Below are 16,140 nucleotides of genomic sequence, written 5' to 3'. Positions count from 1 at the left end.
CTAAGCTATGGTATAATTTAATAAATAAAAAGCGATTGCTTAGCAGATAATTTCTGTAGTATTTACTATACGAGGAGCGTTTATTATGAAAAAGAAGATATCCTTGATACTGATAATATTAGGACTGATTTTGATTTTGATTCCTATTGGAGGAAATATCTACAATAAAAATAAACAAGATGAGATGATAAGGGATTTTGAAGAGACCTTTCAGACTGTTTCCTCGACGGATGAGGGAGAGCCTCTAAAAGAAGGCGAGTTTGTAATTGTAGATATAAACTCAAATGACAATAGTAAAATCGATATAGGTTCTGTTATAGGGATAATCCATATCCCGAGGATTGAACTAACGCTCCCGTTAATGGAAGGAACTACCGAAAAGGTTTTGCTTCAGGCAATAGGACATATGAAAGAAACTCCTATGCCTGGGCAAACTGGAAATGCAGCATTTGCAGGTCATAGAAGCCATACCTTTTCAAGATTTTTTAATAGGCTAGGAGAGCTTGGACTGCTAGATGAAGTTTATATAAAGACAAAGACAACTCAGCAAAAATATGAGGTATATGACATTCTGATTGTAAAGCCAACTGATATTCACGTTCTAGAACCAGATTTGGATGTGCCTACAATTACACTTATAACATGCCATCCAATGTATTCGAATAAACAAAGATTAATAGTAAAAGCAAAGCTGATAGAGGAAAAACCACTATCGGAAATTAAATAGCAAACAAAAAACAGGACTACGCAGTCCTGTTTTTTGTTTGCATTATATTAGTGTACTGAGTTCCGAATACGCCTACCAATATCATGAGTGAACCAATTATTTGGTTAATTGAGAAACTTTCCTTTAGAAAAACTGTACCCATTATTATAGAGACAACAGTTGCTAAGTTTGCAAAAACTGATGCTTTTGATGCTTCTAGGTACGTGAGGCTATAGTTGGATAGGAAAAAAGCGATTATCGAAGATACTATTCCGAGATATAGCAAAGCTGTAACAAATGCTGGATCTGACCATGGAGTAAAATATTGATTTAGATTACCGTTATTTATGTGTGTAGCTAGGTTTATAGCATTAAATACTAAAGCACCATATAGCATCATAGAATAGGTTCGCTCTGATGAGGTAAATTCCCCAGAGATTTTTCTTGAAATAATGCTATAAACAGAAGACGAAATTACAGCTCCTAAAAGTAATATAATGCCTATAGGACTTGAGCTTTCATCAACCTGTTTTCCGTAAGCTATATATACAACACCAGCTACAGATAAAAGTATGAAGAAAATTTCCTGCTTTGTATTTTTTTCTCCAAGAAATATAGTTCCTAGAATAGCTACGCAAACTGGAATAAGCGCAATCATAATACCAGCTTGAGAGGATGCGGAATACTTTATACCATAGCTTTCAAAAATAAAATACAAGATTGGTTGAGCAAAGCTTAACAAAAATAAATTTTTCATATTTTTTCCCTTTAGGTCGATTTTTATAACCTTAAAAAGTACCAGTATACTCATAATAACAAAGGCTAGTAAAAAACGATGAGCAATTAGCTCTATGGGTGTGTGATTTGCAAGTGCTAATTTTGAAAACATAAAGCTCATACCGAAAATAGTTGCCATTAAAGTTGCTGCAATCTCTGGAAGATAACTACGTTTTTCCAATATCAAATTCCTCCTTTAGATGCTGTATCTAAGCTACAATCTAATCTGCTACATTGTTTTATAAAATCATTCATAATCTTTGCTGTTATACCCCAGATTACGTAACCGTTGTAATTATAAAAAAATATTTTATAATTTCCAGTTTTAAAATCATAGTTTTCTCCCTTAGTGATTAAGTTAAAAGGAAAGTCTTCGTCTGGGATAATAGATACTTTGGAATTGTAAATAGCGGGTTTTGTTTCAAAAAAGTAAGATAATGGAACTAAAAAAATATGGTCGACTTCATCTTCGTTTATATTAATTTTCGAAAAATCTTTGATTATGCCAAGATAAGGATGAATTATTATATTAAAAGGAGCAACAAAGGTATTCAGTTCTGCAATTATCTCTATGTCCCTATCTTCTATACCTAGCTCCTCACAGGTTTCTCTTATAGCAGTTTGCATAAAATTAATGTCAGAGAGTTCCTTTTTCCCTCCAGGAAAGGAGATTTCTCCCGGCTGGGCAGATATATTTTTTGATCTGACCTGAAAGAGCACATATACAGTATCATCGATATTGAGAAGGGGAATCAAAACTGATGATTCCAATGAGCTGTCATGGTCTATTATATTTGTCTCGAAGTTCTTAAAATGGTGTTTTATTTGCTTAAAATAATCATGCATTTTAAAGTCTCCTTAAATTTATTTTGAAAATATATTATTAAGTTTTTCTATAAGAAGTTTATTTTCCTCTGGTTTAAGTACACAAACTCTAAAATAGCTATCGTCTAATCCAGGAAAATTAGAACAATTTCTTATTATTATTTTATAAGGAAGCAGAGCCTGATATAACTCGTAAGCTGTTAGCTTTGGATTTAAAATTTTTGATAAAATGAAGTTCCCTTTCGAAGGGTATGCCTTTAGCTGATTTATTTTAGATAATTCATTAAAAATAAAGTTTCTTTCAGCTTCAATAAGCTCAAATGTTTCAGCTTGATATTGTTCGTCTAAGAACATAAGCTGTCCCATTCTATCTGCAAATATATTTATACTCCATAAATTCATATCGCTCTGAAGATATGATTTTATATTGGAATCACTCGATAATGCATATCCAAGTCTTATGCCAGGAGTAGAAAAAAACTTGCTTGTACCTCTTATGACAAATAGCTTTGAAAACTCATCAACTAGAAATCCGCTAGAGTAGATGCTTTGATCTGTAAATTCAATATAGGTTTCATCCACTAAAATGTAAGCGTCTGTACTTCGAAGAATTTGTTTTATTTCATCAGAAGTTAAGATACTTCCAGTAGGGTTATTTGGATTACAAATAACTATTAGGTCACATTTATTTGAATTTGCATAATCTATTATTGAAGTAATATCGGGCTTAAACTCATTGCTTTCAGATAAAAAAAGCTCGAAAATATTTGAGTTTATTTTTGTTAGCTCTCGCTTATATTCTGAGTAGGCAGGTGATAAAATCATAGAATTTTTAGGATGTACATATTTTATAAAGCCTGAAATTAGACCTGTAGCTCCACTGCCAAGCAGAATATTGTCTTCTGCTGCATGAGTATAAGTGCTAATAGCTTGTTTTAACTCAGTATAAGAAGGATCTGGATAAATAGAAACTAGATTTGGATTATTAGAAATTTCCCTAAGCGCACTTGGACTAGCACCAAAAGGATTGATATTTGAACTGAAATCCATAATTTCATCTATATTAAAACCATATTTCGATGCAAGCTCAAATAGATTAGCACCATGTTCGACTTTTGACATGATATAACCTCCAAATAATTTATTTTTAAAAAGAATATTTTGGATATATATAATATAAATCTTATTATACTTCATATTTGGAAAAATAATATAGCTTAGGAGGCTGGAAAATGAAAATTTATACGAAAACTGGAGATAAAGGTGAAACATCACTATATGACGGTACTAGAGTAAAGAAAAATTCTATTAGAGTAGAATCCTATGGTACTATTGATGAACTAAACTCTCATCTGGGATTTGCTAGAAATTTTATTGAAGATAAGGATGTAAGTGAAAAGATATTCAAAATTCAAAAGAAGCTTTTTTTTGTAGCGGGAGAGCTTGCAACTACAAATGGAGAAAATTTTAAAAACAGAATAACTCTTGAGCATGTAACTGCCCTAGAGGGATGGATAGATGAATATTTAAAGAAAATAGACAAAGTAGATGCATTTATAGTTCCAGGTACTTCTCATGCTTCTGCTGCGTTACATGTGGCTAGAACTGTATGTAGAAGAGCAGAGAGAAGAATTCTTGATTTAGCGCATGAAGAAGAGATTAGCCCAGATTTAATTAAATTTGTAAACAGACTTTCTGATACTATCTATACTTTTGCAAGGTATTTAGAAAGTGAAATTATACTGATGAATTTTGAAGAAATGGGAAAAGAAAAATTATAAAAGTGTTAAATATAATATTACCTCTTTAAATTAAATATTAATGTGTGCTAGAATTAATTTACAAAGCTCTGCACGTGCAGAATATAATGCTACGTGACAGAGCTTTTTTTATGGATAAGTCAATCTAGTGAGAATTATAGATAATCTTTGTTATTGAAATGGTTATAATTTCAATATTTTATCTTATAATTAAATTATTTATTAGAGTAGTATACTAATTTTGGAGGTTTTAATAATGAATGTTTCAAAGGTTATGATATCAAAGGAAGAAATTGAATTAAAGGTAAAGGAAATAGCAAGCAAAATTGAAAAAGATTATGAAGGTCAAGAACTTTTCGTTATAGGAGTGCTAAAAGGAGCTTGTGTTTTTGTATCAGATTTAATCAGGGAAATAAATCTTCCTGTGACGCTTGATTTTATGGCTGTATCAAGTTATGGAATGTCTACTGAAAGCTCTGGAATAGTTAGGATAATAAAAGATTTAGATATGGATATAACTGGGATGAATGTTCTGATTGTTGAGGATATTATAGACACAGGACTTACTCTTAATTATCTTAGAGAATACTTAGCGGCAAGACACGTAAAATCACTTAAGATATGTACTCTGCTAGATAAACCTCAAAGAAGAAAATGCGATGTTTTAGCTGATTATGTAGGGTTCAGCATAGAAGATAAATTCATAGTCGGGTATGGAATAGACTGTAAAGAGCAGTATAGAAATCTACCTTACATAGCAGCGGTTGAAGATTAATAAAATTTTTCTAGAATAGATATAAATTTAAATTATTTTAATAATAATAAAACAATAATTGTTACAATTAAACAATTGGTATAAAATAGAGTTAGCTAACAATTAATAAACAAAAAACTTTAGATATATATAAAAATTTAAAACTTGTTGAAGATTTGAGATTTAATTGAAAAATAATATTTTTTATTGTGAATACAGCAAGATTTCTTGTGAACATTAGCGAGTTTTCATTTATTGGAAAGAGTTTTTATTTTTTAATTAGAATTATAGAAAAATTTTATAAATAATGAAAAGAGATATTCATGAAGACATTAAACTATATTATTTTAGTTTTATCTATCATTTTTGTACTTTTATTTACATCTATAGAGATAGTATCCGTGCTCAAACCTCTATATGAAGGTCAGTATAAATCAAATAAAGTATATGATGTAGCTTATGTGAAGGATTATCCAGTAGCTCAGGTTACTGACGATATTATACTGTATTTATCTGACATGATAGATGATATGAATCAAAGAGGGTTTTTTAAAGATAGAGAACATGTACATATGATAGATGTAAAATTCCTCTTTGACCTTGGAAAAATTGTTAGGCTTATTAATATTATTATAATCGCTTATCTCGTTTCAAGATTATCTAGAGAAGAGGATTTTGTAAAAAAATATCGAATTAGTTATATAGGCGTAATAGGAATGATTGTTGTCGTGGCAACAATTATAAGCAAGAATTTTAGCGCTTCATTTGTAAAGTTTCATCATATATTTTTTAATAATGATTACTGGATTTTATATCCTTCAGAGAGTATCATTATAAACTTAATGCCTGAAAGATTTTTTATGAGTTTTACTGTTTATATAGGGTTAATTTTTTCAGCACTAAGCATAATATTTTATTTAGTGGTGTCAAAATTATACTGGAGAAGCGTTGACTAAGAGACAATTTTAATTCGAGCTACCATGTCTGAACTGATAGGAGGAGAGATTTTGGGGGAAAATGACTTAAGTATAAAATTAAATACCATAGTAGAAATTTCGCAGTTAGTTACATCTTCCAAAAGCTTTTATAGTATCAAGGATAAAGTTGTAGATAAGATGCTAAACGTTATATCTCCAAAGAAAGCTTGCGTAAATATATTCGACAGGTACGAATATAAATATGCATATTTAGTATGCAAAGATACTTTGGATTACATACCAAAACTGTTTGAAAAAGACCAAACGCCTCAAGGACCTAAAATACATATAGATATATATCCACCATATATTAAAGAAGCAATAGAAGCAAAAAAACCTATTTATATTAAAAGGTTAAGTGATGATCCAAGAGCCTCTGGAGAGCTTGAGATTGCGAATAAAGAAGGTTATATAGGAAGAGCTGTATTTCCTCTTATATCAAGCAACTCAGTTGTAGGCTTTATGACTTGCTTTTTAGAAGAGGGTGAAGAGCTCTCATCAACAGATGTAGATTTTATTGATTCTGTAGCGCTTTTACTTGGACTTTCAATGGAAATCACACGTTATAACGGAGACATAGATAGAATTGTAAAGAAGCTTAGAGAAGCTATAGCTTCAATAGCGAAAGCAACTGATGAGCTTTATAAAAACAAAGGAATAGATTCGTTCTTTACAATGATAAGTGAGCAAGTATGTAAGCTTACTAATAGTGAAGCTTCTCTTATTGTGGTAGAAGATCATGACATAAGAGTCAACACCATGGCGAAGTTTGGAAAAATTGAGGATTTTTCTCATATAGTTGAATTTGTTTTTAAAGAAGAGAATAAACAAAGAGATGTTAAGCTGTTCAGCAAAAAAGATTTACCAAAGCATATAGTAGACATGGGAATAACGTCACTGATTTTTGAACCTCTAAAAAAAGAAAATGATGTAATTGGACATTTAATTGCCATTAATAGTAAAAAGTACTACAATGACGACCTAAAAATTCTGGCAATTTATGCTTCACAAATTGTTTTATCATTAATTATGTACATCAATAGTAGAAGAATTTTTGACAATAAGCTTATGGAAAGAGACTTAGAGATTGTAGGCAAGCAACAAGATCTTATAATGAGTGATAAGCACATGAGATTAGATGGATGTGTAGCTATTGATTACTATTACAGTCCCTCTAGACAAATTGGAGGAGATTTTTGTAAATTGGTTAGAATGGATGATAGCAGAGCAATAGTATTTATTGCAGATGTTATGGGTCATGGCATCTTATCGAACTATTTTGTTGCTATGATGAAGGGTGTACTTAAAACATTATTGTCAGAGGAGCTAACTCCGAGCAATCTATTAAATAGAATGAACCGTATATTGTACAATGATTTAGATGCACTTAATTTATTTATCACAGCTAGAATAATGTATCTAGATTTTGATAAGAACATAGCAATATCTTCAAATGCTGGACATTTGTTTCCACTGTCATTTTTTAGAGATGAAGCAGGAAACTTGAAATATTCAGCTATGCAGACAGACGAAGGAATACCTTTAGGGGTTATGGAAGATGCTGAGTATGAACAGCATACATATGACATCTCGGATGTAGAGATGATAGCACTTTATACTGATGGAATAATAGAGGCCGGAAATATTGATGAATTAGAGTATGGAACAGAAGGATTAGCTGAGTTTTTAATTACTAATTCGGATAAAACAGGTGAAGAAATATGCGATATGATTTCTGATGAAATGCATAGGTTTACAGGAACTCAATATATGGAAGACGATGTTATGCTAGTTATTGTAAAGCGTGAGATGAAAGAGTGTGATTAATATGGATATCATTATAATAAATGCAAGCCCTAGAAAATCAGGAAACACTTCATATTTAGCTGATGAAGCGCTTAAAATTTTAAATAGACATGGCATACAGCCTACATATATTAACCTTAGGACTTTGGATTTTGAGCCTTGCATTGCTTGCGGATACTGTGATAAAACAGGAAAGTGTTTTATGAAGGATGACATGACGCCGCTTTATGAAAAAATTAACAAATCTTGTGGGACTATAGTATTATCTCCGGTTTTTTTTGATGGAGTACCAGCAAAATTAAAAGCTTTTGTAGACAGAACTCAGGCTTTTTATGCAAGTAAATATATTCTTAATGAGCCGTCTATAGACAGGTACAAAAAAAGATTTGGCTTGCTTGTGTCTCTTGGAGGGGCAAAACCCTATGAAACTCAGTTTATAGGGAATAAAGCAATCATGGAGTTTTATTTTAGATGCATAAATACGAAGCTTTTAAATCATCTTCAAATTTCTGATATTGACAATTCTCCAGTTTGGGATAGAGAAGATTTCTTAAAAAATTTTGAAAATGAAATTGAGCAACTTGTCAAAAATATGAAAGTATCAATGTGTTAAAAAATTATTTTATTGATAATTCTAATATGTAGCAAAATAAAATAAATAAGATTTGATTTACTATAACCATATACAGTATAATTAAGCTGATAGGTTTATTCTTATTATATATTATAGGAGGGCATTTGATGAAATTACCAATAGCACTATCTAATAGACATCTTCATTTAAGTCAAGAGCATATAGAAATTCTATTTGGAAAAGGTTATGAACTTACTCCATCTAAAGATTTATCTCAGCCAGGACAATATGCTTGTGAGGAAAAAGTTGATTTAGTAGGACCAAAAGGAACTCTAAAAGGAGTTAGGGTACTTGGACCAGCTAGAAAGCAAACTCAAGTAGAGGTATCACTTGCTGATGCTAGAGCACTTGGAGTAAAAGCTCCTGTCAGAGATTCTGGAGATATAGATAACAGCCCTGGTGCAAAGCTTGTGGGACCAGCTGGAGAAGTTGAGTTAGAAAAAGGAATAATCGTTGCTTCTAGACATATACATATGAATATGGAAGATGCTGAAAAATTCGGCGTAAAGGATATGGATATTGTAGATGTTGAAACTGGTGGCGAAAGAGCAGTTGTATTCAAGAACGTACTTGTAAGAGCAAACCCAAGCTACGCACTTGAAATGCACGTTGACCTTGAAGAAGGAAATGCCGCAGGAGTAGCAAATGGAGATTTAGTAGAACTTATTAAGATTGGATAATTTGGAGGCAAAACATAAATGAAAAATCTTTCTAGATATATCGATCACACACTTTTAAAAGCTGATGCAACGGAAAATGAAGTTATTAAGCTTTGCAATGAAGCCAAAGAGTATGACTTTTTTTCAGTGTGCATAAATCCTGGATTTGTGGAGCTAGCGACAAAAGAGCTAAGTGAAAGCAATGTAGCTGTATGTACAGTTATAGGATTTCCTTTAGGAGCAAGTACTCCAGAAACAAAAGCTTTCGAAACAAAGGATGCTATTCAAAAGGGAGCAGCAGAAGTAGATATGGTGATTAATATCTCTAAATTAAAAGATAAAAAAAATGATGAAGTGCTTGAGGATATAAAGGCTGTGGTTAATGCGGCTGACAAAAAAGCTCTAGTTAAGGTTATTATTGAAACTTGTCTTTTAACAGATGAAGAAAAAGAAAGAGCATGCAAACTAGCTAAAGATGCAGGAGCTGATTTTGTAAAGACATCTACTGGTTTTTCTACTGGTGGAGCAACAAAAGAAGATATTGCACTTATGAGAAAAACTGTTGGTACTGAAATGGGAGTAAAAGCATCTGGAGGTGTAAGAACCTATGAGGATGCAGTTACTATGATTGAAAGCGGAGCAACTAGGATAGGAGCAAGTGCTTCTATAGCTATTGTGACAGCTTCAAAATCTCAGTCTTCAGGCTATTAATTTGTTTAAAACGATTTTATCGTTTTATATATATTTTCAATTTCTTATTTATCTAAAGTACAAATATATGTACTAGGTTTTTATGTATACATTGTACTTAAGAGTTTTTAACTAATTACTCAAATTTCAAATAACAAGGAGGAACAAATCAATGGCTAAAATTATGAAAACCATGGATGGAAACACCGCTGCTGCTTATGTATCTTATGCATTTACTGAAGTTGCGGCTATCTATCCTATTACTCCATCATCTCCAATGGCAGAACTTACTGATGAGTGGGCAGCTAATGGTCAAAAAAATATCTTTGGACAAGAGGTTAAGGTAGTTGAGCTACAATCTGAAGGTGGAGCAGCAGGAGCTGTACACGGTTCATTATCAGCTGGAGCATTAACAACTACATACACAGCTTCTCAAGGATTACTATTAATGATTCCTAATATGTACAAAATCGCTGGTGAATTACTTCCAGGAGTACTTCATGTAACTGCTAGAGCAGTAGCAAGCCATGCGCTTTCAATATTTGGAGATCATTCAGACGTTATGGCAGCTAGACAAACTGGATTTGCATTCTTAGCATCTGGTTCAGTTCAGGAAGTCGTTGATTTGGGTGGAATTGCTCACCTTAGCGCTATCAAATCAAGAGTGCCTTTTGTACATTTCTTTGATGGATTCAGAACTTCTCATGAAGTTCAAAAAGTTGAGCTAATCGATTATGCAGAATTTGATAGATTAGTTGATAAAGATGCTGTAGCTGAATTTAGAAAAAGAGCTTTAAATCCTGAGCACCCATACACAAAAGGAACTGCTCAAAACCCAGATATATTCTTCCAAGCTAGAGAAGCATCTAATAAATTCTATGATGAAGTTCCTGGCATAGTTTATGATTATATGAAAGAAATTTCTAAAATCACTGGAAGAGAATACAAACCATTTAATTACTATGGAGCACCAGATGCAGAAAATATAGTTATAGCTATGGGCTCTGTTACTGAAGCTTTAGAAGAAACTATAGATGCTTTAATGGCAAAAGGCGAAAAAGTTGGTTTAATTAAAGTTCGTCTTTACAGACCATTTGTTGAGAAATACTTCTTTGATGTACTACCAGCTACAGTTAAGAAAATTGCTGTTCTTGATCGTACAAAAGAGCCAGGAGCAATGGGAGAACCACTATATCTTGACGTTAGAAACTTATTCTACGGAAAAGAAAATGCTCCAGTTATCGTAGGCGGAAGATATGGACTTGGATCAAAAGATACTACTCCAACTCACCTTCTAGCAGTATTTAATAACCTTAAAGCTGATGCACCAAAGAATAACTTCACTATTTCTATAGAAGATGATGTTACTAACTTATCACTTCCAGCAGGTGAAGCACTAAGAATTGCACCAGAAGGAACTGTAAGATGTAAGTTCTGGGGCCTTGGTTCAGATGGAACAGTAGGAGCTAACAAGTCTGCAATTAAGATTATCGGAGACCATACTGATATGTATGCTCAAGGATATTTCTCATATGACTCTAAAAAATCTGGTGGAGTTACAATCTCTCACTTAAGATTTGGTAAAACACCAATAAGATCAACTTACCTTATTGATGAAGCTGACTTTGTTGCCTGTCATAATCAAGCTTATGTTACTCAATATGAGCTTCTAAGAGGACTTAAAAAAGGTGGAACATTTGTACTTAACTGCAAATGGTCAGATGCTGAACTAGAAGAGAATCTTCCATCATCAATGAAAAAATATATAGCTGAAAACGAAATTAAGTTCTACACAATCAATGCTACTGATATAGCTGCTGAGATTGGACTTGGAAATAGAATAAATATGATTATGCAATCAGCATTCTTTAAGCTTGCGGATGTTATTCCTATGGCTGATGCTGAAAAATACCTTAAAGATTCAATAGTTAAAGACTATGGTAAAAAAGGACAAAAAATTCTTGATATGAACTTCTTAGCAGTTGGCAAAGGAGCGGATGCTCTTCACATGGTAGAAGTACCTGCTGCTTGGGCTAGTGTTGCGGCAGATTCTATTATAGCTAAAAACGAAGATGAGCCAGATTTCATCAAGAACATCCTTAGACCAGTTAATGCACAAGCTGGAGATGATCTTCCAGTATCAGCATTTGTTGGAGCTGAAGATGGACATATGCCTCATGGATCAGCAGCTTTCGAAAAACGTGGTATAGCTGTTAATGTTCCAGAGTGGCAAGCAGAAAACTGTATCCAATGTAACCAGTGTTCATTCGTATGTCCTCATGCTGCTATTAGACCTTTCTTAGTAGATGACAAAGAAAAAGCGGGTGCACCTGAAGGCTTCGAAACACTTCCAGCAATGGGTAAAGGCTTTGAAGGACTAGGATACAGAATTCAGGTTACTCCACTTGATTGTACTGGTTGTGGAAACTGTGCAGATATCTGTCCAGGTAAAAAAGGTGAAAAGGCTCTTCTTATGAAGCCTATAGAAACTCAAACATCACAAATAAGAAAATTTGATTATGCTCATTCAAGTGTTTCTTATAAAGAGAACTTAATGGCTAAAAACTCAATCAAAGGTAGCCAGTTTGCTCAACCACTTCTTGAGTTCTCAGGAGCTTGTGCTGGTTGTGGAGAAACTCCATATGCTAAGTTAGTTACTCAATTATTTGGAGATAGAATGATAATTGCAAATGCTACAGGTTGTTCTTCAATCTGGGGTGGATCAGCTCCATCTACACCATATACTAAGAATGCACAAGGCAAAGGACCTGCTTGGGCTAACTCATTATTTGAAGATAATGCTGAGTATGGATACGGTATGGCAATAGCTGTTAAAACAATGAGAGAAAGACTTAGAAATATAATGACTGAGCTAGTAGAAATGGATATTCCTGCTGAAGCTAAAGCTGCTTTCGAAGAGTGGATTTCTTCTATGGAAGATGCAGATGCTAGTAAAGAAGCTACATTAAAAGTTAAAGAAGCTATTCTTACTTTAACTGGAGAAGCTAAGAAACTTGGAGATGAAATCCAAGAAAAAGCTGACTTCCTAGTGAAAAAATCAGTATGGATATTCGGTGGAGACGGTTGGGCTTATGATATCGGATACGGTGGATTAGATCACGTTCTTGCATCAGGAGAAAATGTAAATGTTCTTGTAATGGATACAGAGGTTTACTCAAATACTGGTGGACAGTCTTCTAAGGCTACACCTACTGCTGCAGTTGCTAAATTTGCTGCTTCTGGTAAAAAAGTTAAGAAGAAAGACCTTGGTATGATAGCTGCAACTTATGGTTATGTATATGTAGCTCAAGTTGGTATGGGTTCTGATAAAAATCAGCTTATGAAAGCTCTTTTAGAAGCTGAGAAATACGATGGACCATCTCTAATCATAGCTTATGCTCCATGTATTAACCATGGATTAAAAGAAGGTATGGGAAGAACTCAAGAAAATACTAAACAAGCAGTAGATGCTGGATACTGGCATTTATACAGATTCAATCCAGAGCTTAAAGAGCAAGGAAAGAATCCGTTTACTCTTGATTCAAAAGAGCCAACTGCAAGCTTTAGAGAGTTCCTTGACAAACAAGTTCGTTATACTTCTTTAAAATCTACTTTCCCTGAAATAGCTGAAGAGTTATTTGATAAAGCAGAAGAAGAAGCAAAAGAAAGATATCTTGGATACAAAAGAATGGCTGAAATGCAATACTAGAATTTAATTCTGATTAGTAAAAATCGGAATACTATAAAATGACCTGAAAATATAGACCCAGAAAATACATCACAAACTAAGACCCCTAGATGAAATTCATCTAGGGGTCACTTTATTTTTTTATCTTTCTATTTCATTAAATCTTTTTAAAACTTCAAGTAGATAGCTATATGTTCTTTGGATTGAAGAGATACTAACATGCTCATTTGGAGTATGAACATCTGCCATATTTGGTCCTATTGATATCATATCTAGCTCAGGAAGCTTTTCCTTAAATAGTCCACATTCTACTCCAGCGTGAATAGCTACTACTTTGCTGTCTTTGTTGTACATATCCTTATAAACCTTTTCAAAATGAGTTCTAAGCTTTGAATCAGGATTGTATTGCCACTCAGGGTAATCAGAATCAGTTACAAGCTCTGCGCCAACTAAATAAGCTAAAGCTTTATATTGATTTCTTATAGCTTCTTTTAAGCTACCTACTGAGCTTCTAGGAGCACATTCAAAGCTCACTGAAGAATCTGTAGTAGTTAGAACTCCTAGATTAACTGAACTCTCTACAAGATTTTCGATAGCATGACTCATACTCATAATGCCATTTGGAACCATCATAAGAGTAGCAATTGCAGTCAATTTTGAGTTTTCATCAAAGACCTTAGTAGAATCTTGCTTGATTTCAGAAACAACTACTTGAACGTTATCGTCTTTGCCTCTTAATTCATTTTTTAGAATATCATTCCATTTTGAGATAAGTGCTTCAACTTTAGCTTTGTCAGATGAATTCACAGCAATTACAGCATCTGCTTCTCTTGGGATAGCATTCATTTTAGAACCGCCATTGACATTGAAAAGTTCAAAGTTAATGCCTTCAGTTATCATAGCGTCTAAAATTCTACCGACTAGCTTGTTTGCATTGCCTCTGCCTTTAATTATGTCCATGCCAGAATGTCCGCCGTATAGACCTTTTACAGATACTTTTAAATCAACTCTATTGCTATCTATATCAGTATATGATACTGGAAGAATTAATTTAATTCTTGAGCCACCCGCACAGCTTACTAAAAGCTCTCCTTCTTCTTCAGAGTCGATGTTGATTAGATATTTTCCGTCTAGTTTTGAGCCATCTAATTTTAGAGCTCCAACAAGTCCTGTTTCCTCTTCTACAGTGAAAACTGCTTCTAGTGCTGGATGTGCTACATCTGATGAAGCTAAAATTGACATAGCCATAGCAACAGCTATTCCGTTGTCTGCTCCTAGTGTAGTTTCATCTGCATAGATATCATCTCCAACTATTTTTAAAGTAAGAGGGTCTTTATCAAAATCATGAACTTTGTCATTATTTTTTTCATTTACCATATCCATATGGCCTTGAAGTATAACAGCAGGAAGAGATTCATAACCAGGGGTAGCTGGTTTTTTTATTATTACGTTCATATATTCATCTTGAATATATTCTAAATTATTAGATTTTGCAAACTCTACAAGATAGTCACTAACTTCTTTTTCGTTTCCAGAACCTCTTGGTATTCTTGTTAAATCCTCGAAATATGTGAAAACTTTTTTTGGTTCAAAATTTAATATTCTTTCCAAGATTATCACCTCTCAAATTTAATTAACTCTTACACCATTATATACTATTTATACAAAAAATTAAGTATTTTTTACAAAAGAAGTTTAGATATATAACAAAATAAATATATATAAAGAATTGAAAAGAAAAAAGTATAGAGAAAAATTTATAATAGCATATATCAAAGAATGAAGCATTATTAAGAAAGAGATTAAAAGATAAGTAATACAATTAAGCGTTATAGAAATAATAACGAATTCCTTGGATGTCTGAAGAACTTATTTTACCCATGCTTTTTAGGTGCTCTAGATGTGCCATAGCTTCAGAGCACGCAAACCATTTTTGAGCATTTGGAAACGCGTCAAAGCTCTCGGCTCTATAATCCCAGTGCATTGTAGAAGCTATTTCTATAACAGTTGCTTTTGAACCCTTTTCATCGAGCAGTCCTAGCACTTCACTTAGTCTTTCGAAGTGGTGAGCTTTAATTTCGGCTATTCTTCTTTTGTAATCCTTGATTATATTTCTGTGAGATGGAAATATTATATCTATATCTAAGGCTGAAGTTTTATCTAAGCTAGATAGATATTCTCCTAGCATATCAGGATGCTCATCACCCCAAAAAGCAATGTTTGGAGATATAGAATCTAAAATATGATCGCCTGAGAAATAAATTTTCTTATTAGGATCATATAGAGATATATGGTCAGGAGTGTGCCCAGGAACAGATATGACATTTAATTCGAAATCTGCTATTTTAATAATATCATTAGGCTTGACATAGGTGAAATCTATTGCTGAATTAGGACAATACGAAATTGCAGGATGGCTACTGAAAAATTCCTCAGATGCATCCATTCCAAAAAGTTTTAGACTCATAATAAATAAATCTGAAAAGCTGTGCTGAATCATCTTTGTGATATATGAAGCATCATTGATGCTAGAATATACTTTACCAGATGACTCTCTCTGAAACAGGCTAGCTAGGCCACTATGGTCAGCGTGAAGATGAGTCAAGAACAAGTCAGTGTTTTTAATATCTATGCCTAGCTCTTTAATTCCACTAAAAAAATCCTCGCTTGAAATTTGGGTATTAAACCCAGAATCTATTATCAATGCGCGATTAGCATCTGTTATAATATAACTATTGAGAGACTTAAGAGGGGTATTTGGCAATCTTACACTGTTTAGATAGATATTTTCATATACTTTTTGAATCACGATAGTACCTCCTTTTGCTATAATTATGAGTCTATATTAAAAATATAAAAACTAC

At 33.0% G+C, this 16,140-nt stretch carries 14 protein-coding genes; 9 read left to right on the top strand and 5 right to left on the bottom strand.

Annotation, left to right across the window (positions count from 1 at the left end; genetic code table 11):
• The first annotated feature begins 85 nt into the window (after positions 1–85).
• Positions 86–727 carry a class D sortase gene (locus CLOST_RS09720; RefSeq protein ID WP_013362136.1) on the top strand — a complete coding sequence of 214 codons (642 nt, stop codon included), beginning with the start codon at positions 86–88 and terminating at the stop codon, positions 725–727.
• Between the two features lie 16 nt (positions 728–743).
• On the opposite strand, the gene CLOST_RS09715 is transcribed toward CLOST_RS09720, so the two are convergent.
• Genes CLOST_RS09715 through CLOST_RS09705 form a run of 3 tightly spaced genes read right to left on the bottom strand, consistent with a single transcriptional unit; the run spans position 744 to position 3,430 of the window.
• Positions 744–1,664 (bottom strand): DMT family transporter, encoded by a 921-nt coding sequence (locus tag CLOST_RS09715; protein WP_013362135.1) that lies wholly within the window; start codon positions 1,662–1,664, stop codon positions 744–746.
• Positions 1,665–1,666: 2 nt separating this feature from the next.
• The gene (locus CLOST_RS09710; protein ID WP_013362134.1) at positions 1,667–2,329 is read right to left on the bottom strand and encodes an NUDIX hydrolase; all 663 of its coding nucleotides are present in this window, start codon (positions 2,327–2,329) and stop codon (positions 1,667–1,669) included.
• 18 nt (positions 2,330–2,347) lie between these two features.
• Positions 2,348–3,430 (bottom strand): pyridoxal phosphate-dependent aminotransferase, encoded by a 1,083-nt coding sequence (locus tag CLOST_RS09705; RefSeq protein WP_013362133.1) that lies wholly within the window; start codon positions 3,428–3,430, stop codon positions 2,348–2,350.
• A 110-nt stretch (positions 3,431–3,540) separates the two neighbouring features.
• On the opposite strand from CLOST_RS09705, the gene CLOST_RS09700 reads away from it, so the two are divergent.
• From CLOST_RS09700 to nifJ, 8 genes are all read left to right on the top strand, one after another.
• A complete protein-coding gene (locus CLOST_RS09700; protein ID WP_013362132.1) occupies positions 3,541–4,089 on the top strand; it encodes a cob(I)yrinic acid a,c-diamide adenosyltransferase in 549 nt (182 codons plus the stop codon).
• Positions 4,090–4,324: 235 nt separating this feature from the next.
• Positions 4,325–4,843 carry a hypoxanthine phosphoribosyltransferase gene (gene hpt / locus CLOST_RS09695; RefSeq protein WP_013362131.1) on the top strand — a complete coding sequence of 173 codons (519 nt, stop codon included), beginning with the start codon at positions 4,325–4,327 and terminating at the stop codon, positions 4,841–4,843.
• Positions 4,844–5,145: 302 nt separating this feature from the next.
• A complete protein-coding gene (locus CLOST_RS09690) occupies positions 5,146–5,778 on the top strand; it encodes a TIGR01906 family membrane protein (RefSeq protein ID WP_013362130.1) in 633 nt (210 codons plus the stop codon).
• Positions 5,779–5,829: 51 nt separating this feature from the next.
• Complete coding sequence (locus tag CLOST_RS09685; protein WP_013362129.1) at positions 5,830–7,626, top strand: GAF domain-containing SpoIIE family protein phosphatase; 1,797 nt, start codon at positions 5,830–5,832, stop codon at positions 7,624–7,626.
• Position 7,627: 1 nt separating this feature from the next.
• Positions 7,628–8,218, top strand: a complete 591-nt coding sequence (locus CLOST_RS09680) for a flavodoxin family protein (protein WP_013362128.1) — start codon at positions 7,628–7,630, stop codon at positions 8,216–8,218.
• 128 nt (positions 8,219–8,346) lie between these two features.
• On the top strand, positions 8,347–8,919 hold the full coding sequence (gene pduL / locus CLOST_RS09675) for a phosphate propanoyltransferase (protein ID WP_013362127.1): 573 nt from the start codon (positions 8,347–8,349) through the stop codon (positions 8,917–8,919).
• 18 nt (positions 8,920–8,937) lie between these two features.
• Positions 8,938–9,609, top strand: coding sequence for a deoxyribose-phosphate aldolase (gene deoC, locus CLOST_RS09670; RefSeq protein ID WP_013362126.1), 672 nt, complete (start codon positions 8,938–8,940; stop codon positions 9,607–9,609).
• Positions 9,610–9,760: 151 nt separating this feature from the next.
• Positions 9,761–13,297 carry a pyruvate:ferredoxin (flavodoxin) oxidoreductase gene (gene nifJ / locus CLOST_RS09665; protein ID WP_013362125.1) on the top strand — a complete coding sequence of 1,179 codons (3,537 nt, stop codon included), beginning with the start codon at positions 9,761–9,763 and terminating at the stop codon, positions 13,295–13,297.
• Positions 13,298–13,417: 120 nt separating this feature from the next.
• Here the strand turns inward: nifJ and CLOST_RS09660 are convergent, their stop codons facing one another.
• Together CLOST_RS09660 and CLOST_RS09655 are read right to left on the bottom strand one after the other, a co-directional pair.
• On the bottom strand, positions 13,418–14,896 hold the full coding sequence (locus tag CLOST_RS09660) for an aminoacyl-histidine dipeptidase (RefSeq protein ID WP_417201885.1): 1,479 nt from the start codon (positions 14,894–14,896) through the stop codon (positions 13,418–13,420).
• 202 nt (positions 14,897–15,098) lie between these two features.
• A complete protein-coding gene (locus CLOST_RS09655; RefSeq protein ID WP_013362123.1) occupies positions 15,099–16,085 on the bottom strand; it encodes an MBL fold metallo-hydrolase in 987 nt (328 codons plus the stop codon).
• Positions 16,086–16,140 lie beyond the last annotated feature (55 nt).

Source organism: Acetoanaerobium sticklandii (assembly GCF_000196455.1).
GTDB classification, from domain to species: domain Bacteria; phylum Bacillota; class Clostridia; order Peptostreptococcales; family Filifactoraceae; genus Acetoanaerobium; species Acetoanaerobium sticklandii.
The sequence above is the reverse complement of the archived record's forward strand: the minus strand, read 5'-3'. Positions and strand labels throughout refer to the sequence as shown.

Bases quoted from the DNA above. Each gene is read 5' to 3' on its own strand.
- CLOST_RS09720 (WP_013362136.1), top strand. From the start codon at position 86: ATGAAAAAGAAGATATCCTTGATACTGATAATATTAGGACTGATTTTG.
- CLOST_RS09710 (WP_013362134.1), bottom strand. From the start codon at position 2,329: ATGCATGATTATTTTAAGCAAATAAAACACCATTTTAAGAACTTCGAG.
- CLOST_RS09705 (WP_013362133.1), bottom strand. From the start codon at position 3,430: ATGTCAAAAGTCGAACATGGTGCTAATCTATTTGAGCTTGCATCGAAA.
- CLOST_RS09700 (WP_013362132.1), top strand. From the start codon at position 3,541: ATGAAAATTTATACGAAAACTGGAGATAAAGGTGAAACATCACTATAT.
- hpt (WP_013362131.1), top strand. From the start codon at position 4,325: ATGAATGTTTCAAAGGTTATGATATCAAAGGAAGAAATTGAATTAAAG.
- CLOST_RS09690 (WP_013362130.1), top strand. From the start codon at position 5,146: ATGAAGACATTAAACTATATTATTTTAGTTTTATCTATCATTTTTGTA.
- CLOST_RS09680 (WP_013362128.1), top strand. From the start codon at position 7,628: ATGGATATCATTATAATAAATGCAAGCCCTAGAAAATCAGGAAACACT.
- pduL (WP_013362127.1), top strand. From the start codon at position 8,347: ATGAAATTACCAATAGCACTATCTAATAGACATCTTCATTTAAGTCAA.
- deoC (WP_013362126.1), top strand. From the start codon at position 8,938: ATGAAAAATCTTTCTAGATATATCGATCACACACTTTTAAAAGCTGAT.
- nifJ (WP_013362125.1), top strand. From the start codon at position 9,761: ATGGCTAAAATTATGAAAACCATGGATGGAAACACCGCTGCTGCTTAT.